Raw genomic sequence first — 26,328 nt, 5'->3', positions numbered from 1 at the left:
CATGCCGCTCAGGGACATCGACGACGTCGACAGGCTGAAGAAGATCAACGCCGCTCTGGTCAGCCGCGTCGAGCGCTCGATGGACCAGCAGGGCAATGCCTTCTCGCTGTTCCAGACTGCAATTTCACTGGAAAACCGGGTGCGCATGCGCACCGAGGAACTGCACTCGACCTTGCGCCGGCTGGAACAGTCGAACATCGACCTCAGCGCCGCCAAGGAAAACGCCGAGCTGGCGAACCTGTCCAAGACCAGGTTCCTGGCCGCCGCCAGCCATGACGTGCTGCAGCCGCTGAACGCCGCCCACCTCTCGGTCTCGGCACTGGCCGAAGTGCAGACCAGCGACGAGGGCAAGAAACTCGTCCGTCAGGTCGAGCGCTCGCTGGAGACGATGGAAGACCTGTTGCGCACGCTGCTCGACATTTCCAAGCTCGACGCCGGCGTGGTCCAGCCCGACATTGGCGACGTCAATCTGGAGACGTTGTTTTCGTCGCTGCGCTCGGATTTCAAGCCGGTTGCCAAGCTGAAGGGGCTGACACTTAAATTCCGCCCGGTCAGCGCCGTGGTGCGTTCGGACCGCACGCTTTTGCGCCGCATCCTGCAGAACATCCTGTCCAATGCGCTGCGCTATACCCGCTCGGGCGGCGTGCTGGTCGGCACCAGGCATCGCGGCGACACCATCCGCATCGATGTCGCCGACACCGGCTGCGGCATTCCCGACGACCAGCGCGAGGCGGTGTTCGAGGAATTCCATCGCGGCTCCGCCATTCCGGCCGATACCGGAATTTCCGGCGGCGGGCTGGGGCTGGGCCTTGCCATCGTGCGGCGCATGGCCGCCGCGCTCGGCCACCCCGTGACGTTTTCGTCGAAAGTCGGGCGCGGCACCATCTTCCACATCGATGTGCCGGTCGGCATCGGCGCCAGCGCCGACGCCATCGCCAGCCTTGCCGAGATGGAGCGGCCGCGCGGCTACGGCCTGTTCGGCACCAAGGTGCTGCTGGTCGAAAACGACGCCGATGTGTTGCAGGCGATGACCTTCCTGCTCGAGCGCTGGCAGTGCCTGGTGCGTGCCGCGACCTCGACCGAGGATGCGCTCAGCCTGCTCGGCGACACCGACTGGGTGCCCGACATCGTCATTGCCGACCAGCATCTCGACGACGGCGACCTCGGCACCGCAACAATAGCCGAAGTGCGCGATTATCTCGGCCGCGCCGTGCCGGCGCTGATCGTCACCGCCGACGGATCGGAGGCCGTCGCCAAAGCCGCCCGCGCCGCCGGCATCGAACTGATGCGCAAGCCGCTGAAACCGGCGCAGCTAAGGGCGCTGCTGGCGCATCTGCTGGCTTGAGCCCCATACCCTCCCCTTGATGGGGAGGGTCGGCGCGCAACGCCGGGGCGGGGTGCAGCGCCAAGGTCCCCCACCCCGCTCCGCTTCGCGGATCGACCCTCCCAACAAGGGGGAGGGTAAAGATCAAAACCCGGCCTGATCGCGAAACAGCTCCGCATTGTCGAGCTTCGACACCTCGATCACCGCTTGCGTGCGGCTGTAGACGTTGAGCTTGCGCAGGATCTCCGAGACATGCGCCTTGACCGTGGTCTCGCCGACCTGCAGCTCGTAGGCGATCTGCTTGTTGAGCAGGCCTTGGCGCAGCATCTGCAGCACGCGCAGCTGCTGCGGCGTCAGTTTGGCCAGCCGCTGCACCATGTCGGCGCGGTCGGCGCTGTCGGCGTCGGGCGGCTGTCCCTCATATGTCTCCGGCACATAGATCGCGCCCTCCATCACCGAGCGGATGGCGGCGGCGAGATCGCTCTTGCGCGCCGATTTCGGGATGAAGCCGGCTGCACCATAGGAAAGCGCCTCGGAGATGATCTTCGGCTCCTCATAGCCCGAGACGACGACCACCGGCAGCCGCGGATGGCGGGTCCTCAGCTGCAGCAACCCGTCAAAGCCATGCACATCGGGCATGTTGAGATCGAGCAGCGCCAGATCGAACGGTTTTATCCCACCCAGGAGATCGAGCGCTTCGGCAATCGAGCGCGCCTCCACCGTGTCGACTTCCGGGTACGCCATCTGCACGGCGCTGTGCAGCGCCTCGCGAAACAGCGGATGGTCGTCGATGATCAGAAACCGGGCGCGATCGTTGATTGCGGTCATGGTGTTCGTTTCAGTTCTCCGTGGGCACGATACTCCCGCTGGTATGGCCAGCTTATTGGCAAATAGTCTATCGCCATCTTAACCCCCGGAGGCGAAGCCGACTTTATCCGACAATCAAGGCGCAGCTCGTGCTTTTGCGGACGCTGATGCCTTGCCCGGGGGTTCAAATCGGTCAAATGTGCCGTCAAGATCCCAAGCAGAGACCCGCGCATGACAGACTTCGTCCTTCCCCTGCCCGCAACACCATCGGTCGCCGTCGCCGGCTCGGCCGAGCGTTTTGCGGTGCGCCGCATCTTCTGCGTCGGCCGCAACTACGCCGCCCACGCCCGCGAACTCGGCAATGACGAGCGCGACCCGCCCTTCTTCTTCACCAAGCCGGCCGATGCGGTGGTCGATAGCGGCACCACGGTCCCCTACCCGCCTTTGACCCAAAACCTGCACCATGAGATCGAGCTGGTGGCGGCGATCGGCAAGGCCGGCTTCCGCATCCCCCGCGCTGAAGCCCTCGAGCATGTCTGGGGCTACGGCGTCGGCATCGACCTCACCCGCCGCGACCTGCAGGACGAGGCCAAGAAAGCGGCGCGGCCCTGGGACTGGTCGAAGGCCTTCGACCGATCGGCGCCCTGCGGCCCGTTGGTATCAGCCGCCAAATCCGGCCACCCGCAAAAGGGCCGCATCTGGCTCGCCGTCGACGGCACGGTGAAACAGGAGGGCGACCTCGCCGAACTGATCTGGCCGATCGCCGATATCGTTTCGATCTGCAGCGGTGCGGTTGTACTACAACCGGGCGACCTGATCTTCACCGGCACGCCGGCCGGCGTCGGCGCGGTGGCGCCTGGTCAGACGATGACCGGCGGTGTCGACGGCATCGGCACCATCGAGATCACTGTCGGCCAAGATTCGATCGGCCAAAATTCCACCGACAAGCCGTGATCCAATGAGCGACCTCGTCCTCCACAACTACTACCGCTCCTCCACCTCCTACCGCGTGCGCATCGCGCTCGAGATGAAGGGGCTGGGCTACGACTACGTGCCGCATCATCTGCGGCATGGCGACCATCTGGAGCCGGCCTATCGCGCGGTCAATCCGCAGGGGCTGGTGCCGGCGCTGATCCTGGGCGACGGCACGCTTTTGACGCAGTCGCTGGCAATCATCGAATATCTCGACGAGACCCACCCCGAACCGTCGCTGCTGCCGAAGGACGCGCTCGGCCGGGCGCGCGTGCGAATGCTAGCGCAGATGATCGCCTGCGACATCCACCCGGTGAACAATCTGCGCGTGCTGACCTCGCTGCGCACTTTGTTCGGCGCCGGCGACCAGGATGTCATCCACTGGTTTCGCCACTGGGTGAACGAAGGGTTCCAGCCGCTTGAAAAGATTCTGGCTTCATCGGATGAGACCGGCACATTTTGCCATGGCGACGCACCGGGCCTCGCCGACATCTGCCTGGTCGCCCAGATCGCCAGCAACGCCCGCTTCGGCGTCGACCTGACACCCTACCCCGAGATCTCGCGCATCCACGCCGCCTGCATGGCGCTGCCGGCCTTTCAGAAGGCGGCGCCGGAGAATCAGATAGATGCCGAATAGGCTCACAATGCCGGAGCAGAGCACGGAGAGTTGCCGATGAAAGCCGTCGTCTTCGAAAGATTCGGCGAGGCGCCGAGAATCCAGACCGTGCCGGATCCGAAACCGGCCGCGGACGGTGTGGTCATCAAGGTCGAGGCGACCGGGCTCTGCCGCAGCGACTGGCATGGCTGGATGGGTCATGATGACGGCATCACGCTGCCGCATGTGCCGGGCCATGAACTGGCCGGCATCGTCGTCGCCGTCGGCAAGCGGGTGACCCGCTGGAAGGCCGGCGAGCGCGTCACCGTGCCGTTCTGCGTCGGCTGCGGCCGCTGCTTCGAATGCAATTCGGGCAATCATCAGGTCTGCGAACACCAGACGCAGCCCGGCTTCACCGCCTGGGGATCGTTTGCCGAATATGTCGCCATCGAGCATGCCGACACCAATCTCGTGCGCCTGCCCGAGGAGATGGAGTTCGCCACCGCCGCCAGCCTCGGCTGCCGCTTCGTCACCTCGTTTCGCGCCATTGTCGACCAGGGCCGGGTGACGCCGGGGGAATGGGTGGCGGTGCATGGCTGCGGCGGCGTCGGCCTGTCGGCGATCATGATCGCCAGTTCCATGGGCGCCAATGTCATCGCCATCGACCTCACCGACGAGAAACTGGACTTCGCCAAAAAGATCGGCGCCGTGGCGACCATCAACGCCTCGACCACGCCGAACGTGGTCAAGGCGGTCAAGCAGATCACCAATGGCGGGGCGCATATGTCTATGGACGCGCTCGGCCACCCCACGACATCCTTCAACTCGATTGCCAATCTGCGCCGGCGCGGCCGCCACGTGCAGGTCGGCCTGATGCTGGGCGAACATGCCCGCCCGCAAGTGCCGATGGACAAGGTGATCGCCTTCGAGCTGGAAATCCTCGGCAGCCACGGCATGCAGGCCTACCGCTACCCCGCCATGATGGAGATGATCCGCACCGGCAAGCTCAAGCCCGAACTGCTGGTCGGCAACAAGATCAGCCTTGATGAGGCGCCGGCGGCGCTGATGGCGATGGGCGGGTTCGAGGGGATTGGCATTGGGGTGGTGACGAAGTTCTAGGGCGGAGTCGCCCTCCACCACCAAACTCCTAGCGTGCAAATTTCTTCGCCCCGAACACGCAGGCCACCACGCCGAGCGTGACAACAATCATCAGCGGGCTGACCTGCTCGTGCAGCAGAGACGCTGCCAGCGCCAGGCCGAAAAAGGGCTGCAGTAGCTGCAACTGCCCGACGGCAGCGATGCCGCCTTGGGCGAGGCCGCGGTACCAGAACACGAAGCCGATCAGCATGCTGAACAGCGAGACATAGGCGAGACCCATCCAGGCGCCGGAGCCGACGCCGGCGAAGGACGACGGCAGCGTCGCGAACGTCAGCACCAGCATGATCGGAAGCGAGATCGCCAGCGCCCAGCAGATCACCTGCCAGCCGCCCAGCCTGCGCGACAATGCCGCCCCCTCGGCATAGCCCAGGCCGCAGACGATGATGGCGGCCAGCATCAGGCCGTCGCCGACAGGTGAGGCCGTCACGCCTTGCATCAGGGCAAAACCGGCGACCAGCGCGCTGCCGATGCAGGAAAACAGCCAGAAGGCCGGGCGCGGACGCTCGCCACCGCGCAGCACGCCGAAGATCGCGGTGGCCAGCGGCAGCAGGCCGACGAAGATGATGGAATGGGCGGAGGTGACGTGCTTCAGCGCCAGCGCGGTGAGCAAGGGAAAGCCGACAACCACGCCAAGGGCGACGATCACCAGCGACAGAAAATCGCCGCGCTCCGGGCGTTTCTGCCGAAACAGCATCAGCATGGCGAGACCGAGAAGTCCGGCAATCGCGGCGCGGGCCGAAGTCAGGAATATCGGATCGAAATCGGCCACGGCCACGCGCGTTGCCGGCAGCGAGCCTGAGAAGATCAGCACGCCGATGAATCCGTTCATCCAGCCGCTCGCGGTTTTGTCCATTCCAGGCTCCATTGCTTTCGCCCTCTATCGGGCAAGTGCCTATGGTGCAGCCAGAGACAATGCAGTACAATTCCGCAAAACTGTAATGGCTATCAGAGCAATACAGATGACCGAACTCATTTTGGAAACCGGCAATGCGCACCCTCCTGTCGCGACCACGCTTGTGGAAACTGTCATGGCGACCATCCGCCAGCGGATATCGGCGCGCAGCCTGACGCCAGGCGCGCGGCTACCTTCGATCCGCGCCTTTGCCAAGGCCATGCAGGTGTCCAAGTCGACCGTGGTCGAAGCCTATGAGCGGCTCGCTGCCGAAGGCGCGATACGCTCACGGCCGGGCTCGGGTTTCTATGCCGCCGGATCGCTGGCGCCACTGTCGCTGGCCGAGATAGGCCCGCGGCTCGACCGCGCTGTCGATCCGCTGTGGGTCTCGCGCCAGTCGCTGGAAGCCGGCGACGAGATGCTGAAACCCGGCTGCGGCTGGATGCCGGCCTCATGGATGCCGCAGGGGGCCTTGCGCCGGGCGCTGCGCACCGTGGCGCGCGCCGACGATGTCGACCTAGCCGATTACGGCACGCCGCTCGGCCTGCCGCCGCTCAGGCAATTGCTCGCGCGGCGCATGGCTGGCCATGGCATCGAGGTCTCGCCCGAACAGATCATGCTGACCGAATCGGGCACGCAGGCCATCGATCTTCTGTGCCGCTTCCTGATCGAACCGGGCGATACCGTGCTAGTCGACGACCCCTGCTATTTCAATTTTCACGCGCTGCTGCGCGCCCACCGCGCCAAGGTCGTCAGCGTGCCCTACACGCCATCGGGGCCTGATATCGAGCTGTTCGCGCAGGCGCTCGCCGAGCACAGGCCGCGCCTCTACATCACCAATTCCGCCATCCACAACCCGACCGGCGCGATCCTGTCGCCGGTCACCGCGCACCGGCTGCTGAAGCTCGCCGACCAGTCGGACCTGACCATCGTCGAGGACGACATCTTCGCCGATTTCGAGCACAGCCCAGCGCCTCGGCTGGCGGCGTTCGACGGCCTCAACCGCGTCGTCCATATCGGCAGCTTCTCCAAGACGCTATCGGCGTCGGTTCGCTGCGGCTTCATCGCGGCACCGCGCGACTGGATCGAGCAACTCACCGACCTCAAGATTGCCACCACCTTCGGCGGCGGCCGGCTGGCGGCCGAACTGGTGCTGACGCTGCTTAGGGACGGCAGCTACCGCAAGCACATGGAATTGCTGCGCGCGCGGCTTTCCCGCGCCATGGGTGAGACGGGCGCGCGCCTGAAGGCGATCGGCATCACGCCCTGGATCGACCAACCGGCCGGCTTGTTCCTGTGGTGCAGCCTGCCGGATGGCGTGGATGCGGCTGAAATTGCTCGCCGTGCATTGGCCGACAACATCGTGCTGGCGCCCGGCAATGCATTCAGCCTGTCGGGAACCGCCAGCCGGTTCCTGCGCTTCAACGTTGCCCAGTGCCAGGACGAGCGGATTTTCAGGGTGCTCAAGGCGGCAATGGCGCGCTGAGCGCTCAGCGGGAGGCCGCGCAGACCTTCCGAACGCAATCTCGCAGCCAGCGTTGCGCCGGATCGGCATCGAGCCGTGGATGCCAGAGCATCGAGATGGTGACCTCCACCGTGGCGACCGGCAGCGGAAAGCTGACCATGCCCGCGCGTGCGCCTTGCGTGTGCCGTTCGGGCACGCTGGCGATAAGGTCCGAAGCGCGCGCCATGGCGAGTGCAGCCGAAAAGCCGGAGACCATGCACACCACGGTTCGCTGCAGGCCGAGCTGCGCCAAAGTCTGATCGATCGGCCCTCTTTCCCGACCCCGCCGTGAAACGCTGATGTGGCGGCCGGCCGCGTAGCGTTCAGGCGTTACCGCGCCTTCACTCAAAGGGTGGCCGGCTCGCACAGCACCGACGAAGCGGTCGCGAAACAGCGCCTGTATCAGCACTTCAGGTCCGGCCTCGCCGGCAACGCCGATTTCCAGATCGATCGCTGCGTCGCGCAACGAGGCGACATCCTTGTCGGCTTTCGGCGCAAAGCGCAGCCGCACGCCCGGCGCCTCGGCCTGTATGCGGGCGACGAGACGCGGCCCGAACTCCTCGACGAACCCCTCATTGGTGCGCAGCGTGAAGATCTGGCCCAGCTTTGCGAGATCGAGCAGCCTGGCGGGACGCAGCAGCATTTCCGCTTCCTGGACAACACGGCCGGCCTGCTGCCGCAATGCCTCCGCGCGCGGCGTCGGCACAAGGCCTCGACCGGCCCGAACCAGCAGCGGGTCGCCGGTCGCTTCGCGCAGTCGCGCCAGGGTACGGCTCATCGCCGACGGGCTGAGCCGTAGCCTGCTGGCGGCGCGCGCCACGCTGCCTTCGGCGAGCAAAACGTCGAGCGCGAACAGTAGATTGAGATCGGGCGATGCCATCGGCGGATAGTAGCACATGCCATGGCGTTTGGTGCACGAATAAGATGCAAATGCTGCGCCTTCCGTCATGCCACCCTGGCGACTAGATCTCCGACAGGTCCGTTTCCGGGACCGACAACAAGGAGATCACCATGGCAATTGCCGAGCAGAACGAGCGCGCATCGGCGCCGCAGAACACCCAGTCCGCAGGCCTGGCCCACTCTCCTGTCTTGGCATTGGCCAGCCTATCGCTCGCCACGCTGCTGTCCTCGCTTGGAACCAGCATTGCCAGCGTCGGGCTGCCTTCCCTCATGCAAGCGTTCGGTGCGCCGTTCCAGTCCGTGCAATGGGTGGTTCTCGCCTATCTGCTCGCCATCACGGCCCTGATCGTCAGCGCCGGCCGGCTGGCCGATATGGTCGGCCGCCGGCCGTTGCTGCTCGGCGGCATCGCGCTGTTCACGCTGGCCTCGGTGCTCTGCGGCCTGGCGCCGACGCTCTGGCTGCTGATTGCGGCGCGCGCCGTACAAGGACTGGGTGCCGCGCTGATGATGGCGTTGACGCTGGCCTTTGTCGCGGAGACCGTGACCAGGGAGAGAACCGGCAGCGCCATGGGCCTGCTCGGCGCCATGTCGGCAATCGGCACCACGCTCGGCCCCTCGCTCGGCGGCTTTCTGATTGCCGGCTTTGGCTGGCGGGCGATCTTCCTCGTCAATGTGCCGCTCGGCGTCGCGACCTTCGCGCTCGCCTGGCTGGCCCTGCCCGCCAGCGGCAAGGCCGCAGACGTCGCTCAAGACAGCTTCGACGCTATCGGGACGGTCTTGCTGGCCCTGACGCTCGCCGCCTATGCATTAGCCATGACGCTCGGCCGCGGCCATTTCGGCGCCCTCAACATCGGCCTGCTGGTTGCCGCCGGCATCGGCGTCGTTCTGTTCGGCGTCGCGCAGAAGAGGGCGAAGAATCCCTTGATCCCGCTTGCCCGGTTGTATGACATCCGGCTTAGCGCCAGCCTCGCCACGAACCTCGTCGTCGCCACCGTAATGATGGCGACCCTGGTGGTCGCTCCGTTCTATCTGTCGCGAGGGCTGGGGCTCAATGCTGCGATGGTCGGCGTGGTCCTGTCGACAGGTCCGCTGGTCTCCGCGCTCTCGGCGCTCGTCGCCGGCCGCCTCACCGATCGCTTCGGCGCGCACAGGATGATGGTCGTCGGACTGTTCAGTCTTGCCGTCGGAACCTCATTGTTGTCGCTCGCCGCAACAAAACTCGGCATTGCCAGCTATATCGTGCCGATCGCCGTCACCTGCTTCGGGTACGCCTTGTTCCAGACATCCAACAATGCCGCCGTCATGAGCGGTGTCGCTGCCGGCGAGCGCGGCATGGTGTCCGGCCTGCTCAATCTGTCGCGCAATCTCGGCCTGATCACCGGCGCATCGCTTATGGGGGCCATTTTTGCAGCTGCCTCGACGGCAGAACGGCAAAGCCAGGACATGCTGACCTCAGCGGCAGCCGCGCACGGCATGCAGGTTACCTTTCAGACGGCAACGGCCCTGGCGGTGGCTGCGCTGTTGCTGGCACTGCTCTCGACCCGCGCCGGCGGCAGGCTGTCGGTGCGGCAACAGCCATCATGACCGAAGATAGGGAGCTTACGCTCCCGCCCGCTTGCGCCGCTCATAAAGCATGACCAGCGTTTCGGCGGTCAGCGCCGGCCTCTGTTCGCCCTCGATCTCGACCGTATTGGCGGCCTTCATCAGATACTGGCCCGGCCCCTTGTCCTCCACCGACAACAGCGTCGTGCGCAGCCGGATGCGTGCGCCGACCCTGACGGGCGCCAGGAACCGCACCTTGTCGAAGCCGTAATTGAAGGCGGCTTGCGTGTTTTCGGGTACGATGCCCATGCCCAGCGCCAGCGCGCCGATGATCGACAGCGTCAGATAGCCATGCGCGATCGTGGTGCGAAATGGGCTCTGCCGCTTCGCCCGCTCCGGATCGACGTGGATCCACTGATGGTCGCCTGTGCATTCGGCAAACTGGTTGATGCGGTTCTGGTCGACGGTCGTCCATTCCGACACGCCGAGCTCCTGCCCGGCCATCGCCCTTAACTGCTCGAAGGTCGGCGGCGTTTTCGGCCGTAGTTCCGTCATTCCTGCTTTCCCGGTGGCTCCCAGTGCCTCGGACCACGAACGGACGGCTCCTGTCAATTCGCCCGTTGCGATTCCGTTCCGCGATTTTCCGCCAAACAGCGTCCCTCGTCCATGCTCATGCGCCGCAACCGGCCCACTCCTCTCATGGTTGCGTTGAGAGTCACTTCTTGTCATAGCCCGAGCGGATTTCCTCCATCGCTTCCTTGATGCGGCTGCGCAGGATTTCGATCGATTCGGTGCCGGATTTCTTGACCAGCTCGGCCACTTCGCCGGCATTTTTCAGGGCGGCTTCGAAGGATTTCCTGGCGAACTCCGCCTGTTTTGTCATCAGTTCCTGGGGATTGCCCGGCGCCTTGTAGCTCTGCGCCATGTCGCTGACTTCACGCAGCGTGTCCTGCAGCATCTCGCGCTGTCTGGACAACAATGAGGTCGCGCCGGCAGCTCCCGCCCGCGCCGATCTTTCCAGGGCCTCGAGGTTCTTGCGATGATGCGCGAGGATCGCCTCGACATTCGGCACCTTCAGGTCACGGCCGAACCGGCTGAACATGTCAAGGAACGAATCGGAGTCGGGTTGTTTGGCCATTGCTCGTGCTCCCCAGTGTCGCAAATGCTGAACCCTGTTCTGGACAATAGCACTCGCGCGCCGTGTGTCCATTCGGACGCCCAAGCAATTCAGCGGCAATGCAGCATCAGCCAGCGAGAAACAGCCTCTCCGCCGTGTAGAGCACGAGACCGGCCAGGCCGCCAATAATCATGCCATTGAAGCGGATATATTGCAGGTCCCTGCCGATGTTCATCTCGATCAGCCTCGTCAGCTGGGCAAGGTCCCAGCGCTTGACCTGGTCGGCGATGAACGTCGACACACCGCTCTTCTGGCGCTCGACGAATGACGACAGCGCCACGACAAAGCCCTGGTTCATGTCGGCCCTGATCTGCGGATCGCCTGAGAGATGGCGGCCGACCTCGACGAACATGTTGGCGAGATGCGCGCGAACAATCGAATTCTCCGCCTTGGCGTCCTGTTCGATGAACACGCTGAGGCTCTGCCACATGTCGCCGGCGAGCGACTTCACTTCCGGCCGCGCCAGGAAATCGCGCTTCAGCTTCTCGGCCCGTTTGGCGTATTGCTTCGAGGTTCTGAGCCGCTCGATGAAGCTGTGCGCGAAACGGTCGAATTCGGCGCGCATGGGATGGTCGGGGTCGGCCCGCACCTCGTCAAGCAGCGAACCGGCGGAAGCGACGATCTTCTTCAGCAGATAGGCGTCGGCTCTGAACAGGTTGAACAGCGACGGCAATTCCTCGCGGATTTTCTCGCGCATGGTCGCCAGCGCCTCTTCATCGTTCAGGAACCGGCCGATCACCCTGGTGAATTCGTCGAAGAGTTTCTGGTGGCGGCGGTCGTCGGTCAGTGCCGACAGCAATTCGGCCGCGAGCGGCGCCAGCGGCACCTTGTCGATCTGCTCCAGCATGCGGCTGGTGACGAAGCCGCGCAGGCCGGATTGCTCGATCGCCGCAAGCGTCTGCGGGACCAGCCGTACGACGAAGCGTGACAGGCCGGCAGAGCGTTCGGCGTCAGTCAGCCAGTCGGCGACGAGTGCAGCAAAATCGACCTCGGCCAGCTTTTCCCGCACCGGCTCCGGCGCCAGAAAATTGACCTCGATGAAGCTGCCCAGATTATCGGCGATGCGGTTCTGGTTCGCTGGGATGATGGCGGTGTGCGGGATCGGCAGGCCCAGCGGCCGCTTGAACAGCGCCACCACCGCGTACCAGTCGGCCAGGCCGCCAATGGTCGCCGCCTCGGCGAAGGCCGCCACGAAGCCCAGCCACGGATACTTGGCCTCGGACGATTTGGCCACGGCAAAAACCACGACGCAAAGCACCAGCGCAGCCGTGGCGAGGAACTTTGTCCGCCGCAACGCGAAAAACTTGGCGCCCGTCTCGGCATCAAAACCGCCAGGCGCCAGGGACGAAGCCGATTGGGACATGATACGCCGCTCCTCATCGATCTCTTGGCTATCTGGCATGGGCTATTTAGGGGGTGTTTGGGCCCGTAGCATGATCGGATGGGCCGATTTCGTCCGGGAATTGCCGGTTTCGCACGCAAAGTTGACAAGAATGTTCATCTATCATGCAATCCCAGTCTGGAATTGTTCCAAGGTATAGGCCATATTCCGATCAGGCCAGTGTGGGCGAATCCGAAACTCCGGGTGAGAAAGCCGCACCAGCACAATCTAAAATCTGGTGCAGTTCCAACGCGCCAGCACTCGGGTGAGGAATGAAATGCGGCTGACGCGCCAGACCAACTACGCCATGCGCATCCTGATGTATTGCGCCGCCAACAACGATCGCCTGAGCCGCATCCCCGAGATTGCGGCCGCCTATTCGGTGTCGGAGCTTTTCCTGTTCAAGATCCTGCAGCCGCTGGTCGAGCATGGCCTGGTCGAGACGGTGCGCGGCAGGAATGGCGGCGTGAGGATCGGCCGCCCCGCCGAGCAGATCAGCCTGTTCGACGTCGTACGGGTGACCGAAGAGAGCTTCGCCATGGCCGAATGCTTCGAGAACGACGCCGCCGAATGCCCGCTGGTCGACAGCTGCCAGCTGAATTCGGCGCTGCGCGAGGCGCTCAACGCCTTCTTTGCCGTACTCTCCCGCTACACTATCGCCGATATGGTAGCGGCGCGCCCGAATGTGCGTCATTTGCTCGGCATCGACATGCTGGTCCAGCGAGCTCCGGCCGCCTGAGTTTTCTAGTGCATGTCGCTCAAAAGTGGCCCCGGCTTTGAGACAACGACATGCATAAAAACAAAGACCTAAAGCGCGTCGCCTGAGTCCGTTCAAACGCGACCCGCTTTTAGGCGGCTGACTGCGGCAAGACGAACGGCATGTTCGCCGCCGGCAACACACCGACCCTTAGCCGACAATCGAACACCTTTTCGATCAGATCGTCGCTCAGCACCTCCTGCGGTGAACCGTCGGCGGCGAGCCGGCCGCGATGCATCACGAAAATCCGGTCGGCATACATGGCCGTCAGATTGAGGTCGTGCAGGATGGCGATCACACCGCCGCCGCGCCGGGCGAAATCGCGGGCGATGTTCATGATGATCAGCTGGTGCTTGATATCGAGGCTGGAGACCGGCTCGTCGAGATAGAGATAGCGCGGCTTGCCGTCCAGCACCGGCGCCCAGACCTGGCACAGCACGCGCGCCAGCTGCACACGCTGTTGTTCGCCGCCCGAAAGCTCCTGATAGAACCGGCCGGCAAAGCCGTCGAGGTCGACCCGCGCCAGCGCCCGCTCGGGCAGACGATCATCTTCGCCCGGCAGAACGCCGGAACGGCCGCCGATAAGGCCGAGCCTGACCACTTCGTGCACGGTGAAGGGAAAGGACAGCGTCGCGGCCTGCGGCAGCACGGCACGCACGGTGGCGGCCTCCACCGGCTTCATCGCCGTGAGATCGCGCCCGTTGACGGCCACTGTCCCCGCAAACGCCAGATCGCCCGACAACGCCTTCAAAAACGTCGTCTTGCCCGAGCCGTTGGGTCCGACGATTGCCGCAATTTCGCCCGGCCGCGCGACGAAATCGACATTGGCAACAATGCGCCTGCCGCCGATCGCTACCGAGACATCGCGTGCTTCGATCATGCCGGCCTCATAGTTTCAAATCTAACAAGTCGATTACCCCGCGCTTGCGCAGCAGGATCCAGAGGAAGAACGGTGCGCCGGCGATCGCCGTGACGATGCCGATCGGCAGTTCGGCCGGCGCCACGATGACGCGGGCGACGGCATCGGCAATCAGCAGCATCGAGGCGCCGAGCAGCGCCGAAGCCGGCAAGAGATAGCGATTGTCCGGACCGATCAGCAGCCTCAGCAGATGCGGCACGACGATGCCGACAAAACCGATGCCTCCGCTGACTGCGACAGAGGCGCCGACCGCTGCCGAGACGCCGACGATCGCGGTGTATTTCAGCCGCTGTACCGGGATGCCGAGATGTCCGGCCGTCGCCTCGCCGAGCGCCAGGGCGTTGAGGCCTTTGGCCAGGAACGGCATTGCCGCAAGCGCCAGGATGATGATCGGACCGACGGAAGCGATCTTCGGCCAGGTCGCGCCGCCCAGCGAGCCCAGTTGCCAGAAGGTCAGATCGCGCAACTGCCGGTCGTCGGCCATGAAAATCAGGATACCGGTCAGCGCCATGGCGAGGGCTGCGAGCGCAATGCCGGCAAGCAGCATGGTGGCGACCGATGTGCGCCCCTGCCGCGTGGCGACGCGGTAGAGCACCAGCGTGACCGCAAGGCCGCCGCAGAAAGCGGCGAGCGGCAAGGCCAGNCCAGCCACGTCGTGCCGAGCACGATGACGGCGACCGCGCCGAGGCTCGACCCGGCGGAAACGCCGATCAGGCCGGGATCGGCGAGCGGGTTGCGAAACAGGCCTTGCATGACCGCACCCGATACGGCCAGTGCCGCCCCGATGAGCACACCGAACAGTACGCGCGGCATGCGGATATCGTAGACGATCAACCGGTCGCGGGCACCAAGCGCGGCGTCGTCCGGCATGGCGCCGGTCAGCCAGTCACGAATGACACCAACGGCCGATGCATCGGAAGCGCCCGACCTCAGCGACAGGAACATCGAAAGGGCAAGCGCCACACACAGGAGCACAATAACCATGCGAGCGCGCCCGGAACGATCGCCCTCGGCCACCTTGCCCGCCGCGCCGGCGATCGACTGATCCACCATCGGCTCAGTCCGTGACCTGGCTGCCATAGAGCGAGGCGGCCAGATCGTGGATGGCATCGGCCGTGCGCGGCCCGAAGCCGAGCAGATAGCTGCCATCCATCAGGATCAGTTTGCGGCCTTCACCCGCCGGCGTCGAGGTGATCGACGGGATGGCGAACAGCTCGGCCTCCGCAATCGGCGGTCCGGCATTTTTCATCGCCAGGATCACGTCCGGCCTGGCGGTTACGATGGCCTCGTCGGACATCTGCTTGTAGCCGGAAAAACCTTCGACGGCGTTGACCGCACCGGCGAGCTTGATGATGCCGTCGCCGGCGGTGTCGGTGCCGGCGGCCAGGATCTTGCCGCCCTGGATCGACAGCACGAACAGGATGCGCTTGCGCTGCTTGATCGACGCCGTCTGCTTCTCGGCCGCCTTCAGCTTGGCATCGGTCTCAGCCACCAGCGTCTCGGCCTTGGCGTCGACGCCGAGCGCCTTGCCGACGATGCGGATCTTTTCCAGGATGCCGTCATGGCTGTAATGCTCGGGCACGTCGATGAACGGAACGCTCGACTTTTTCAGCACATCGACCGCTTCCTTCGGCCCACTGCCATGCAGCGCCAGAATGCCCGAAGGATTGACCGACAACACGCCTTCCGGCGACAGCTGGCGCATATAGCCGACGTCGGGCAGCGCGACCGCGGCGGCGGGGTAGCGGCTGGTCGAATCGCGGGCGACGAGATGACCTTCCTCGCCAAGCGCGTAGACGATCTCGGTGATCGAACCGCCGATCGCCACGATCCGCGACGTGTCGGCCAACACGGCCACGTTCTCGCTGGCCGGCACTGGGGCGGCAATAAACAGCGACAGGCCCATGGCCGCGGCAAGCGTCCTGAACAGTGAAATCATCGTCGTTTCCTCAGGCTGCGGTCGGGCTTGGAATGCGCGGCAGGTTCTCGGCAAGGAACCGCCAGTCGTCGCGCTCGCCCTCGCCTTCATGGCGCTTGCCGAAGAACTGGATGATCATCTTGCCGTCGGCGTCATAGGCTTCGAGCGAGGTGACATGACCGTCCTTGGTCGGTTTGCGCACCGCCCACACCTCCTGGATGTGGTCGGTGCGCAGATGCAGGTGGAACGTCTCGTCCATGACGTTGATCCACGGCCCCATCGGCTTGATCGACTTGACGGGACCGGAATGGATCTGGATGCAGCCTCGGTTTCCGACAAAACACATGATCGGCATGCCGTCGGCGGCGGCATGGTGGAACATAGCGACGATGGCGTCATTGTCGAGCAGCCAGGCATAGTCCTGGCCGACCATGCGCACGGCCTGGCGGCGGGTGAGCTTCAGCGTTTTCAACATGCCAAAGAACTGGTGGACGTCGGTCAGCCGGCTCCAGCGGTCGCGCAGATCATCGATGTCTGCGGCAATGCCCGACGTCTCCGCGTCGTCGTCGGCCAAGCCTGCGATAGACACGGTCGCCTCCTGGTTCGGCGATTCGAGTGCGGCCACGAGCTTCTGGTAGGCATAGAGATTGGACGCCGGCCGCAGATGCACCTTGTGCACCGCATCGCCGGCCGTGTCGAAGAATTGCAGGCTGCGGCGGATGTCGCCACCGTCGCGCTTTTCCACGGCAAAGCCATGCGCCCAGACCTTTGGAAAGATACGCAGGTCGATGTTTTCGCCCAGCACCATGGCATTGTGCGCGCCTGTGACAACCTTGTCGTAGACGCCGATCTTCTCGTGCACCGCGCTTTCGTTGCGGGTCAGCGCCATCACCTCGCCGACGGCGTCGAGGCCGGTCAGCAGATCGTTGACCCTGGGCTCGACGCGCACGACACCGTCGCCGCAATGCGCGGCGACCAGTTCGGCTTCGGAAATACCGAGCTCGGCGGCAAGATCGCGCTCGCGCGCTTTCGGATTGTCTGCCCGCGCTCGCCGGATTTCATGCGGTGCGGGTTTTACGCGCTGGTCCATGTCCTGCTTACCTGTCCTGCCTGGCGTTTTGGCCTGCCTGGCTGTTTCATCACTTGTTGAGGATGAGCTTGCCCTGGCGGGTGATCTTCAGCCGATAGAGCGCGCCATGGTGCTCGATGCCAATCTCGTGCTCGCCCTGGAACAGCGTGTTGGAGGACAGCGTCCGCACCGCCAGCGGCACCCGGTCGAAGCGGGTCGGCGTCTCCTCGGAACGGCGGACGCGGTAACGGAAGTCGTTGGGATTGTGGGTGTTCATCTCTTTCGATCCCTTTCCTGTGCCGGGCAACTGGCTAGGCGTTGCAAATGCCGATTCATTTCTTGACTTGAATCATCATGTTTATTAGTCAGTGCAATACCGGACTAAATGAGTCAATATTTAAGACGCCGGACGGAATGAAAAAAGCCAGCGAGCGCCAAGCCAGCCAGCGTCGAACCTGGAATTTGGAGTTGGGGCATGGGCTTGGGAAATTCTGGACGACTGGGTCTGGCGAGCACCGGTCCGGTGCATCGGTCTATGGCAAAGGTGGCCTTGCTTGCGGGGGCAGCGACGATCGCGCTGCTGACATCGCCGGCCAGCGCTCAGCAGGCCGCTCAGCCGGCCGCTGACCAGGCCGACCAGACCAGGAAAACCGAGGACACCAAGCCGGCGCCCGCCGGCGCGACCCTGCTGGACAAGATCCTCGTCATCAGCCGCACCGGCGAGACGGCAATCGAATCGCTGGCCTCGGCCAGCCATGTTGACCAGGAACAGCTCGACCGCCGCATGGCGACGACGCCGAACGAAATGCTGCTCGGTGTGCCTGGTGTCGCGGTGCAGGCCGATGCGCGACGCGTCAGCTCCAGCATCAACATCCGCGGCCTGCAGGATTTCGGTCGCGTCGCGGTCATCGTCGACGGTGCCAGGCAGAATTTCCAGCGCTCAGACCACGGCACGCAGTCGACCTTCTATGTCGATCCCGAGCTCATCAAATCCGTTGAGGTCATTCGCGGACCGACCGCCAACACCTACGGCTCCGGCGCCATTGGCGGCGTCGTCTTCTTCGACACCAAGGATGCGGTGGATTTCCTCAGACCGGGCGAAACCTGGGCCGGCTCCGTCACCGGGCGCTATGAAAGCAACGGCAAGGGCTGGACCGCCAGCGCCAGCGGCGCCTACAAATTCAACGACGATTTGGATGTGCTGGGCAACATCGTCTACCGCGACTACGGCGACTACAAGAATGGCAGCGGCGACACCGTCGCCGGTACCGGTTTCGACGTGCTGAGCGGCCTGCTCAAGACCACAATCCGCCCCAGCGAGAACAGCGAATTGAAGCTCGGCTGGGTCGGCTCGAGCGACGGCTGGACGGAAACCAGCGGCGGCGTGCCGGCCAACGACGTCGACCTGAAGTCGAACACCTTCACCGCCCGCTACAACATCACTGACGACGCCAAGAGCTGGCTCGACCTCCACATCAACGCCTCCTACAACAAGACCAATCTCGACCTCACCACGCTGGTCCCGCAGAACCGCTTCGATCCGTCGACCGGCCTTCCCGTGCTGCTGCCCGTCGGTTCGACCTCGACCTTCGACGTTGGCACGGCCGGCGTCGACATCTGGAACACGTCGCGCTTCGAAACAGCCGGTGTTGCGCACGAATTGACCTATGGCGGCGACTGGGTGGGTGACGATGTCGAGACCGGCGGCACCGCCGGCGGCGACAGCTTCTACACCCCATCGGGCAAGCGTAGTGTTTCGGGCGCCTACATCCAGGACAAGCTCACCTGGGACTGGCTCGAGGTCATTGCCGGGCTGCGTTACGACAATTACAGCCTCGAAGACAGCACCCACGAAACGTCAGGTGATCGTCTGTCGCCGCGCATCACCGTTGGTGTCACGCCCTTCGAAAGCGCCAGCCTGGCGGGCCTGCAGTTCTATGGCACCTACGCGGAAGGCTACCGCTCGCCGTCGCTGACCGAAACGCTGATCAGCGGCAACCATCCGGCGGGCGTCACCTTCCCGTTCCTGCCCAATCCGAACCTGCGGCCAGAAACCGGCAAGACCACTGAATTCGGCGTCAACTACAAGCTGAACGACCTTATCGAGGCCGGCGACGCGTTCCGGCTCAAGGCCGGCTACTTCCACAACGATGTCGACGACTACATCGAAGGCGTCACGTTGTCGGCATTCGACCCGACCAGCGGTTGCCCGTTCGGCCCCGGCATCCCGATCTGCTTCCAGTACCAGAACGTCGCCCAGGCCAAGATCAACGGCTTCGAACTGGAAAGCGTCTACGATGCCGGCTGGGGCTATGCTGGCCTCTCAGCCTCGATCATCAACGGCCACACCATCTCCGATGAAGGCGAGCGGGCCGACCTTGCCACCATCCCGTCCTCGCAGGTCACCGGGCAGCTCGGCTTCCGCTTCCTTCAGGACAAGCTGACCGTCGGCGGCGAGGTGCAGTACAACGGCAAGCCGAAGGGCAACCCCGTGGCCAAGGATTATACTCTGGTCAACGCCTTCGCCAGTTACCAGGCCACCGACAATCTGAAGGTGGACTTCCGCGCCGACAATTTGTTCGACGTCAAATACACCAACCCGCTGAACGGCGGCACCACCGCCGTCATCTATGAACCCGGCATCACGCTGAAGCTGGCCGCAACCATGCGCTTTGGAGGCTGACACCCATGACAAGCTTGGTCACATCGCTTCGCCTCCTGACCTCGACGCTGGCGATGTCGCTTGGCTTGGCGCCGGCGTGGGCTCAGTCCGCGCCGGCTCCGCAACTCAGCCTCGAGCTCAATGCCGTGCAGCCCTCGGACAAGGGTTGCCGGCTGACCTTCGTCGTCAACAATGCGCTCGGCGCCGATCTGTCCAAGGCGGCTTTCGAAATCGCGCTGTTCAACGAGGCCGGCGTGGTCGACCGCCTGAGCGTGCTCGACTTCAAGGACCTGCCGGCCGGCAAGACCAAGGTGACCCGCTTCGACCTCGCCGGCACCGACTGCACCAAACTCAGCCGCGTGCTGATCAACAGCGCCACCGAATGCGCCGGCGTCGAACCGGGCGCCTGCATGCGCGGCCTGAAGACGCAGACCAAGACCGGTATCGCATTCGGCGTCTGAGGTGGGACTGCATCCGGCCTTCCTGCAAGATATTCCGGCGCGGCCTGTCTCCGGCCCTCCGTCATGGCCGGCAACCGATCTTGATTTGACAATCCCACCCCGCTCGCGGCAGGTCTCGCCGCGAACCATGCAGGACATCACCCCCCTCCCCGACGCCGGCAACGAACCGGCGATTACGATGGACGAGCTCGTACAGCCGGCGCGCAAATGGACTGTGGCGATCGTCGCGTCCTGCCTGCTCCATGCCGCTGCCGCAGCGGCGTTCATGGTCGCACCCGCCGGGACATTCGATACCGGGAAGGCAATACAGGCCGAAGGCGCCGATCGATCAGGCGCCGACGTCCTCGGCACCGCTTTGCAAAACCCGGTACCCGACGCGGTGGATGTTACCCTGGTAACCGATCCGCAGCCGGCCAACCCCGTCCAACCCACGCCGCAAACCGAGGCGCCTCAAGCCGTAGAGGAGCCGGCGGCGCCCAAATCTGCGCCGGAAGCTGCCAAGCAGGCAGTCGTCGCTCCGGATGCACCAACGGCCGCCATCCCGGATGATCAAAGTGTCGCCCCAGAGGCTGAGACGCCTGCACCGTCACCGGTTCAAACGCAGAGTTCGGAGGCGTCTCCCGCCAATGAGCCTGCCGTTGAATTGCCTACCGCGAGGCGACCAGTCCCAAGCCCGAGGCCAAGTACATCAATATCAGGCGCACCAATATCGGGAGAGACTGGCGGCACGGCAGATGGCGAGGAGCGCGAGGCAACGGCGGTTGCCAGCAAAGGCGGAAAACAGAGCGCGGCGGGCAATTCGATGGAATCCGGCTACAGCGTTGAAGTTCAGAACAAGCTTGTCCGCGCCAACCGCCACGTTTCGAAGGCGGTTCAAGCCAAGGCTCGCAACAATGCCAGGGTCTATTTCGTCGTCATGGCCGACGGCAGCGTCAGCGACTTGCAGCTTGTCGAAAGTTCAGGGTCTGCAGAGCTAGACCAATTCGCTTTGAAACTGGTGCGCCAGCAAGCGCCGTTCCCGCCCATTCCACCCGAGACCGGATTATCAAGTTGGGTGTTCAGGGCGCGGATCGGTCCGTTTTAACCAGCTCGTAGACCTTCGCCAAATCGTCCATCAATTCAAGAGGAAGCCCAATGTACATCGCCATGAACCGCTTCAAGGTCCAGAACGGCTCCGAGACCGCCTTCGAGGATGTCTGGAAGAACCGCGATTCCAGCCTTTCGAAGATGGAAGGCTTCAGAGAGTTCCACTTGCTGCGCGGCCCGGTCAACGAGGCCGAGGGTTACACGCTGTTTGCCTCGCACACGGTGTGGGCAAGCCATGAGGATTTCGTCGCCTGGACCAAATCCGAGAATTTTCGCGCCGCCCACCGCAACACCGGCACCTCGAAGGTGCATTATCTCGGCCATCCGCAGTTCGAAGGCTTTTCGGTCGTCGAAGGGGCCTGATTGAGATTTCACCCGTCGACGAGATCTGACGACGGGCAGATGCCCTCATGTTCCGGTTGAATTCCGGCCGCCCAGTCGCCGAAGCCGCTGGGCAATGTGCAGGCGCAGCCGCCGCCAGGGCTGTCCGCGTGTCAGGTAGCGCGCCAACCGCGGATCACCGGCCAGCTCCGGGAACTGGCGCACATGCTGCGTCAGGAATGCAGGTATGAAATTGCGCCCGTTGAGATCGCTGAGCCAGGCAGAATTCGCCAGCAAATAGTCTGCGGCATCCGCCGCCAACACGCTCCTGTAGCTCCTGTATGCAGGCGTTTGCCGCACATTGCCGCCGGCAAAGGCAGTTCCGGTGGACAGGTTGGAGCCATGCAGGCGATAGAGGCCGAGACCTTCTGACAGGATGAGGCTGCCGCCGGCTTGGTGCGCGAGTGTCGCCGTCAGATAATCCGTCCCGACCTTGGCCTTGAACGGGAAGGACAATACCGGTTCCAGCGCGCCACGCCGGTACATGATCGCCGAGCATTGCGACCACAGCCAGCCCGTCACCGCAGGTGCGAAATAGGTTACCGGATGCTCCGATGCGTAGGCGATCCCGGGCGCCATGCCGGCAAGCCGGCCACCGGGCGCGATGGCGACGCCACTGCGATCCGCTCCGGACCGCGGTTTGCGCAAGGCAAGGAAGGTACCGCCCAGCAAGGTGCCGTCGCCATCGACAAGGAACACATCGGAACTCGACAGTGCGGCCGAATGCGTCGTGTTGAGGTGGGCGGACAGATGCGCGAGGAGAAAATCCGGCAGCCACACGTCATCGGCGTCGAGAAACGCGACGAAGGGCGCGTCGGTTGCGGCAAAGCCGTCGCGGAATCCCGCGGTCTGCCCGCCATTCTCCTTGCGCGCCAACAGGCGCAGGCGCGGGTCTTCTATATCCCTTAGAAGCTGTCGGACAAAGCCGGCCGAGCCGTCCGTCGAGGCATCGTCGACGATGACGCATGCCCAATTCCGGTAGGTCTGCGCAAGCACCGAGCGGATCGCCTGTTCGACGTACGGCCGATAGTTGAAGCAGGTGATGACCACCGCCACGCGCGGCAGCTCAAACGGTCGGGACGTGTCTTCCATCTGTTCGGCTGCCCCGCTCGAGTTGCTCTCTGTCCCTTGCGCATACCCTTGCAACCCGACGCAGGCAAGCGAGCCGCGAAAAGCCCCCTAGGCCGCCGCGAGCAGGCTGGCATTGCCGCCGGCAGCCGTGGTGTCGACGCAGACAGCGCGTTCATGCGCATAGGCCGCCGGGTTGAGCACCTCGCTGACCAGCGGCACGATCGGCCCGCTGCGGTCGGCAATGACCTTGCGCACGATCCGCGCCGCCTCGGGCCTGCCCGAGAAGGCGACGACATCGACGCGCAGCGAACGCGCTTCGACTGGGTCTGGCCGACCGTCTATGGCCGCCAGCGGCAACCCCTTGCCGGTCAGCGCCGACAGTGCTGCCGGCGCGCCCGGCGCCACGGCCAGCACCGCATTGCCGGCGGCCAGCGCCTGGATCGTCTGGCCAAGCAGCGTTTCGGCGTCCGGACCGAGGCACAGCACCCGGCCGCGCGGCGACAGCGACAGCGTGTTGGCCTCGCCGGTCGGTCCGGGCAGGTCGACCTGGCCGAAATCGATGGCGGCTGCAGCGCCGATCGCTGCAGCGCCCTTGCCGCGCAGATGCTTTCTCAAGATGGCGATGCGGTCCGGCCGCGTCGACCAGCCGCCAAGCGTCGGATCGGGCAGATTGTCGGCCAGTTCGGTCGCCGTCACCTTGTGGCCCTCGGCAATCTCCGTGCCCGCCTCCGGCCCTTTGCGGAACCGCCGGAGATAATGCGGCCCGCCGGCCTTCGGCCCGGTGCCCGAAAGCCCCTCGCCGCCAAAGGGCTGCGAGCCGACGACGGCGCCGATCTGGTTGCGGTTGACATAGATGTTGCCGGCATGGATGCCGTCGACGAAATGCTGGACGCGGCCTTCGATGCGGGTGTGCAGGCCGAAGGTCAGGCCATAGCCCTTGCGGTTGATGGCGGCGATGACGGCGTCGATCCCGTCGGCGTCGAAGCTGGCGACATGCAGCACCGGACCGAACACTTCGCGCTCCATCTCCTCGATGCCCTTGACCCGGAACACATGCGGCGCAACGAAGCGGCCGTCCTTCGGTGCTTCGAGCTTGGCAATCAACCGGCCCTGCAGCCCCATCTTGGTGCAATACTCGCGGATCGATTCCTGCGCCTCGTCATCGATGACCGGCCCGACATCGGTCGAAATCTGCCAGGGATCGCCGATGGTGAGCGCTTCCATGGCGCCCTTCAGCATCTCCAGCATCTTCTTCTCGACATCCTTTTGCACGTAGAGCACGCGAAGCGCCGAACAGCGCTGGCCTGCACTCTGGAAAGCCGATGCCAGTATGTCGCGCACCGCCTGTTCGGGCAGTGCTGTGGAATCGACGATCATGGCATTGAGACCGCCGGTCTCGGCGATCAGCATGGCGTCCGGCGCGGCCGTCTCGGCCAGTTGCTTCTCGATCAGCTTTGCAACCTCGGTCGAGCCGGTGAAGCAGACGCCGGCAATGCGCGGATCCGCAGTTAGCGGTCCGCCGACCGCCGGACCGTCGCCCGGCAGAAGCTGGATGACATCTTCCGGAACGCCGGCCTCGCGCAGCAGCTCGACGGCGTGGAAGGCGATCAGCGGCGTCTGTTCGGCTGGCTTGGCGATGACCGAATTGCCGGTGACGAGCGCTGCCGCGATCTGGCCGGTGAAGATGGCGAGCGGGAAATTCCACGGCGAAATGCACACGATCGCGCCGCGCGCCTCGCTGCCCGCTTCGTTGTTGGCCGCTTCGGCAGCGTAGTAGCGCAGGAAGTCGACGGCTTCGCGCAGTTCAGCCACGCCGTCGGCCAGCGACTTGCCGGCTTCCCTTGTAGCCAGCGCGAAAAACTCGACCGCATTGGCCTCATAGAGGTCGGCCGCGCGGTTGATGATGGCGGCGCGCTCGGCGACGGGGCGTTTTGCCCAGGCCGGCTGCGCTTCCACAGCAAAGCGCACCGCGGTCGCGACCTGCTTGGCAGCGGCTTCGGCGACCGTGCCGACGATCTCGGCAGGCTTTGCCGGATTGACCACCGGGCGCTGCTTGCCGTAGCCGGCGGCGCGCGTCATCGGCTTGGCATGCCAGCGCTCGGGCCCGGCAAAGGCCGCCTTGGCCTTGTCGATCGCCGCCAGCGTCACCGGATCGGTGATGTCGAACCCCTTCGAGTTGCGCCGACCAGCGCCGAAGATCGTCGCAGGACGAGCGATTGCCGGATTGGCGGCGGGGCCCTGGCTCTCGACCGTCTCGAGCGGATCGCGCGCAATATCCTCCGGCTCGACGTCCTCGTCGGTGAGCTGATGGACGAAGGAGGAGTTGGCGCCATTCTCCAGCAGGCGGCGAACCAGATAGGCCAAGAGGTCGGAGTGCGCGCCGACCGGCGCATAGATGCGGCAGCGCGTGCCTTCGGCCCGGCGCACCGTCTCATGCAGCGCTTCGCCCATGCCGTGCAGGCGCTGGAATTCGAAAGCGTCTCGGTTGTCAGCCATCGACAGGATGGCGGCGACGGTATGGGCATTGTGCGTGGCGAATTGCGGATAGATGCGGTCGGTCATCGACAGCAACTTCCTGGCGCAGGCCATGTAGGAAACATCGGTGTTGGCCTTGCGGGTGAAGACGGGGTAGCCGGAAAGCCCGAGCGTCTGTGCCCGCTTGATCTCGGTGTCCCAATAGGCGCCCTTGACCAGCCGCACCATGATGTTGCGGTCGTACTTTTCCGCCAGCGCATAGAGCCAGTCGATGGTGAAGGCCGCGCGCGGGCCGTAGGCCTGGACGACGACGCCAAAGCCATTCCAGCCGGCAAGCTCCGGCTCGGACAACACACGCTCGATGATGTCGAGCGACAGGTCGAGCCGGTCGGCCTCCTCGGCGTCGATGTTGAGGCCCATGCGCGAATGGCGTGCGGCCAGCGCCAGCGACAGCAGCCGCTCGGCCATCACCGGCAGCATCTTTTCCTTCTGTGCCTCTTCGTAGCGCGGATGCAGCGCCGACAGTTTGACCGAGATGCCGTGGTTCTGGCGGATATCGGGACCGTTGGAGCCTGAATCGAGCGAGGAGATCGCGTCGGCATAGGCCTTGAGGTAGCGCAGCGCGTCGGCCTCGGTGCGGGCCGCCTCGCCCAGCATGTCGAAGGAATAGAGATAACCTTTCTGGATCATCGACTTGCCGCGCTTGACGGCTTCCGCAATGGTGCGGCCGAGCACGAACTGCTCGCCCATTTCGCGCATGGCGGCGGCGACCGCCTTGCGGATCACCGGTTCGCCCAGCCGGCGAACCATCGAGCGCAGCGTGCCTTCAATGCCGCCCTCGCCTTCGTCGAGCACACGGCCGGTCAGCATCAGCGCCCAGGTCGAGGCGTTGACGAAGATCGAGCTCGAACCGCCCGAATGCGCCGACCAGTCATGCGGTGCGATCTTGTCGGCGATCAGGTCGTCCATGGTCTCGGTGTCAGGCACGCGCAGCAGTGCCTCGGCCAGGCACATGAGCGCCACGCCTTCCTTGGTGGAGAGGCCGTAGGCGGAGAGAAAAACCTCCATCAGCCGCGGGTCGGACGAGCCGCGCACCGCGCGCACCAGATCCGCGGCACGGGCCGAGACGGCTTTGCGGTCATCGGCCGAAAGTTCTGTCGCGGCAGCCAGGCGCTTCACAGCCGCGTCTTCGTCGGGCAGGTAGTTGGCGCGGATCTGCTGGCGGATGGTGTCGAGCGGCATGGCGGTCCTGCGGAGCAAGCATCTGGGAGCGGGCC

Annotated in this window: 23 protein-coding genes and 1 pseudogene; 11 read left to right on the top strand and 13 right to left on the bottom strand. The window is 64.6% G+C overall.

Going from position 1 to position 26,328, the window contains the following annotated elements; genetic code table 11:
• The first annotated feature begins 1 nt into the window (after position 1).
• Positions 2–1,345 carry a hybrid sensor histidine kinase/response regulator gene (locus X751_RS151170; RefSeq protein ID WP_023672626.1) on the top strand — a complete coding sequence of 448 codons (1,344 nt, stop codon included), beginning with the start codon at positions 2–4 and terminating at the stop codon, positions 1,343–1,345.
• Between the two features lie 123 nt (positions 1,346–1,468).
• Here the strand turns inward: X751_RS151170 and X751_RS151175 are convergent, their stop codons facing one another.
• Positions 1,469–2,152 (bottom strand): response regulator transcription factor, encoded by a 684-nt coding sequence (locus tag X751_RS151175; protein WP_023672627.1) that lies wholly within the window; start codon positions 2,150–2,152, stop codon positions 1,469–1,471.
• Between the two features lie 210 nt (positions 2,153–2,362).
• On the opposite strand from X751_RS151175, the gene X751_RS151180 reads away from it, so the two are divergent.
• The 3 genes from X751_RS151180 to X751_RS151190 are packed head-to-tail and all read left to right on the top strand — an operon-like array spanning position 2,363 to position 4,817.
• Positions 2,363–3,085: a fumarylacetoacetate hydrolase family protein gene (locus tag X751_RS151180; protein WP_023672628.1), complete on the top strand. Its 723-nt coding sequence runs from the start codon at positions 2,363–2,365 to the stop codon at positions 3,083–3,085.
• A 4-nt stretch (positions 3,086–3,089) separates the two neighbouring features.
• Entirely contained in the window at positions 3,090–3,740 is a 651-nt protein-coding gene (maiA, locus tag X751_RS151185) for a maleylacetoacetate isomerase (RefSeq protein WP_023672629.1), read from the top strand.
• Between the two features lie 36 nt (positions 3,741–3,776).
• Complete coding sequence (locus X751_RS151190) at positions 3,777–4,817, top strand: zinc-dependent alcohol dehydrogenase family protein (protein WP_023744753.1); 1,041 nt, start codon at positions 3,777–3,779, stop codon at positions 4,815–4,817.
• Positions 4,818–4,845: 28 nt separating this feature from the next.
• Here the strand turns inward: X751_RS151190 and X751_RS151195 are convergent, their stop codons facing one another.
• A complete protein-coding gene (locus X751_RS151195; protein WP_023672632.1) occupies positions 4,846–5,709 on the bottom strand; it encodes a DMT family transporter in 864 nt (287 codons plus the stop codon).
• Positions 5,710–5,815: 106 nt separating this feature from the next.
• Between X751_RS151195 and X751_RS151200 the strand changes: the two genes are divergently transcribed.
• A complete protein-coding gene (locus X751_RS151200) occupies positions 5,816–7,234 on the top strand; it encodes a PLP-dependent aminotransferase family protein (RefSeq protein ID WP_023739060.1) in 1,419 nt (472 codons plus the stop codon).
• 4 nt (positions 7,235–7,238) lie between these two features.
• On the opposite strand, the gene X751_RS151205 is transcribed toward X751_RS151200, so the two are convergent.
• A complete protein-coding gene (locus X751_RS151205) occupies positions 7,239–8,132 on the bottom strand; it encodes a LysR family transcriptional regulator (RefSeq protein WP_023744752.1) in 894 nt (297 codons plus the stop codon).
• A gap of 131 nt (positions 8,133–8,263) precedes the next feature.
• Here X751_RS151205 and X751_RS151210 point away from each other — a divergent pair, with 131 nt between their 5' ends.
• Positions 8,264–9,736 carry an MFS transporter gene (locus X751_RS151210; protein ID WP_023744751.1) on the top strand — a complete coding sequence of 491 codons (1,473 nt, stop codon included), beginning with the start codon at positions 8,264–8,266 and terminating at the stop codon, positions 9,734–9,736.
• Positions 9,737–9,751: 15 nt separating this feature from the next.
• On the opposite strand, the gene X751_RS151215 is transcribed toward X751_RS151210, so the two are convergent.
• From X751_RS151215 to X751_RS151225, 3 genes are all read right to left on the bottom strand, one after another.
• Complete coding sequence (locus tag X751_RS151215; protein WP_023681725.1) at positions 9,752–10,249, bottom strand: MaoC family dehydratase; 498 nt, start codon at positions 10,247–10,249, stop codon at positions 9,752–9,754.
• Positions 10,250–10,409: 160 nt separating this feature from the next.
• Positions 10,410–10,832: a phasin family protein gene (locus tag X751_RS151220; RefSeq protein WP_023672638.1), complete on the bottom strand. Its 423-nt coding sequence runs from the start codon at positions 10,830–10,832 to the stop codon at positions 10,410–10,412.
• Between the two features lie 106 nt (positions 10,833–10,938).
• Positions 10,939–12,234: a DUF445 domain-containing protein gene (locus X751_RS151225; protein ID WP_023744750.1), complete on the bottom strand. Its 1,296-nt coding sequence runs from the start codon at positions 12,232–12,234 to the stop codon at positions 10,939–10,941.
• Between the two features lie 295 nt (positions 12,235–12,529).
• Here X751_RS151225 and rirA point away from each other — a divergent pair, with 295 nt between their 5' ends.
• Complete coding sequence (gene rirA, locus X751_RS151230) at positions 12,530–12,991, top strand: iron-responsive transcriptional regulator RirA (RefSeq protein WP_023672640.1); 462 nt, start codon at positions 12,530–12,532, stop codon at positions 12,989–12,991.
• A 109-nt stretch (positions 12,992–13,100) separates the two neighbouring features.
• On the opposite strand, the gene X751_RS151235 is transcribed toward rirA, so the two are convergent.
• The 5 genes and pseudogenes from X751_RS151235 to hemP all read right to left on the bottom strand — a co-directional run bounded on the left by X751_RS151235 (position 13,101) and on the right by hemP (position 17,192).
• Positions 13,101–13,889, bottom strand: a complete 789-nt coding sequence (locus X751_RS151235; RefSeq protein WP_023744749.1) for a heme ABC transporter ATP-binding protein — start codon at positions 13,887–13,889, stop codon at positions 13,101–13,103.
• A gap of 7 nt (positions 13,890–13,896) precedes the next feature.
• Positions 13,897–14,981, bottom strand: a pseudogene (locus X751_RS01000000163785) (iron ABC transporter permease).
• Between the two features lie 4 nt (positions 14,982–14,985).
• On the bottom strand, positions 14,986–15,867 hold the full coding sequence (locus X751_RS151240; protein ID WP_023673862.1) for a hemin ABC transporter substrate-binding protein: 882 nt from the start codon (positions 15,865–15,867) through the stop codon (positions 14,986–14,988).
• 10 nt (positions 15,868–15,877) lie between these two features.
• Positions 15,878–16,936, bottom strand: coding sequence for a hemin-degrading factor (locus X751_RS151245; RefSeq protein ID WP_023744747.1), 1,059 nt, complete (start codon positions 16,934–16,936; stop codon positions 15,878–15,880).
• A gap of 49 nt (positions 16,937–16,985) precedes the next feature.
• Positions 16,986–17,192 (bottom strand): hemin uptake protein HemP, encoded by a 207-nt coding sequence (gene hemP, locus X751_RS151250; RefSeq protein ID WP_023673860.1) that lies wholly within the window; start codon positions 17,190–17,192, stop codon positions 16,986–16,988.
• A 258-nt stretch (positions 17,193–17,450) separates the two neighbouring features.
• Here hemP and X751_RS151255 point away from each other — a divergent pair, with 258 nt between their 5' ends.
• The 4 genes from X751_RS151255 (at position 17,451) to X751_RS151270 (ending at position 21,487) form a co-directional block, all read left to right on the top strand.
• The gene (locus tag X751_RS151255) at positions 17,451–19,598 is read left to right on the top strand and encodes a TonB-dependent hemoglobin/transferrin/lactoferrin family receptor (RefSeq protein WP_084558268.1); all 2,148 of its coding nucleotides are present in this window, start codon (positions 17,451–17,453) and stop codon (positions 19,596–19,598) included.
• 5 nt (positions 19,599–19,603) lie between these two features.
• Entirely contained in the window at positions 19,604–20,038 is a 435-nt protein-coding gene (locus tag X751_RS151260; protein WP_023744745.1) for a hypothetical protein, read from the top strand.
• A gap of 265 nt (positions 20,039–20,303) precedes the next feature.
• On the top strand, positions 20,304–21,122 hold the full coding sequence (locus tag X751_RS151265) for a TonB family protein (protein ID WP_245265758.1): 819 nt from the start codon (positions 20,304–20,306) through the stop codon (positions 21,120–21,122).
• 50 nt (positions 21,123–21,172) lie between these two features.
• Complete coding sequence (locus tag X751_RS151270) at positions 21,173–21,487, top strand: antibiotic biosynthesis monooxygenase (RefSeq protein ID WP_023688161.1); 315 nt, start codon at positions 21,173–21,175, stop codon at positions 21,485–21,487.
• Positions 21,488–21,532: 45 nt separating this feature from the next.
• On the opposite strand, the gene X751_RS151275 is transcribed toward X751_RS151270, so the two are convergent.
• Both X751_RS151275 and putA read right to left on the bottom strand, forming a co-directional pair.
• Positions 21,533–22,597, bottom strand: coding sequence for a glycosyltransferase (locus tag X751_RS151275; protein WP_023744743.1), 1,065 nt, complete (start codon positions 22,595–22,597; stop codon positions 21,533–21,535).
• A gap of 87 nt (positions 22,598–22,684) precedes the next feature.
• Entirely contained in the window at positions 22,685–26,293 is a 3,609-nt protein-coding gene (putA, locus tag X751_RS151280; protein ID WP_023744742.1) for a bifunctional proline dehydrogenase/L-glutamate gamma-semialdehyde dehydrogenase PutA, read from the bottom strand.
• Positions 26,294–26,328: the final 35 nt, after the last annotated feature.

It is taken from the genome of Mesorhizobium sp. LNJC394B00 (assembly GCF_000502555.1).
GTDB lineage: Bacteria > Pseudomonadota > Alphaproteobacteria > Rhizobiales > Rhizobiaceae > Mesorhizobium.
The sequence above is the reverse complement of the archived record's forward strand: the minus strand, read 5'-3'. Positions and strand labels throughout refer to the sequence as shown.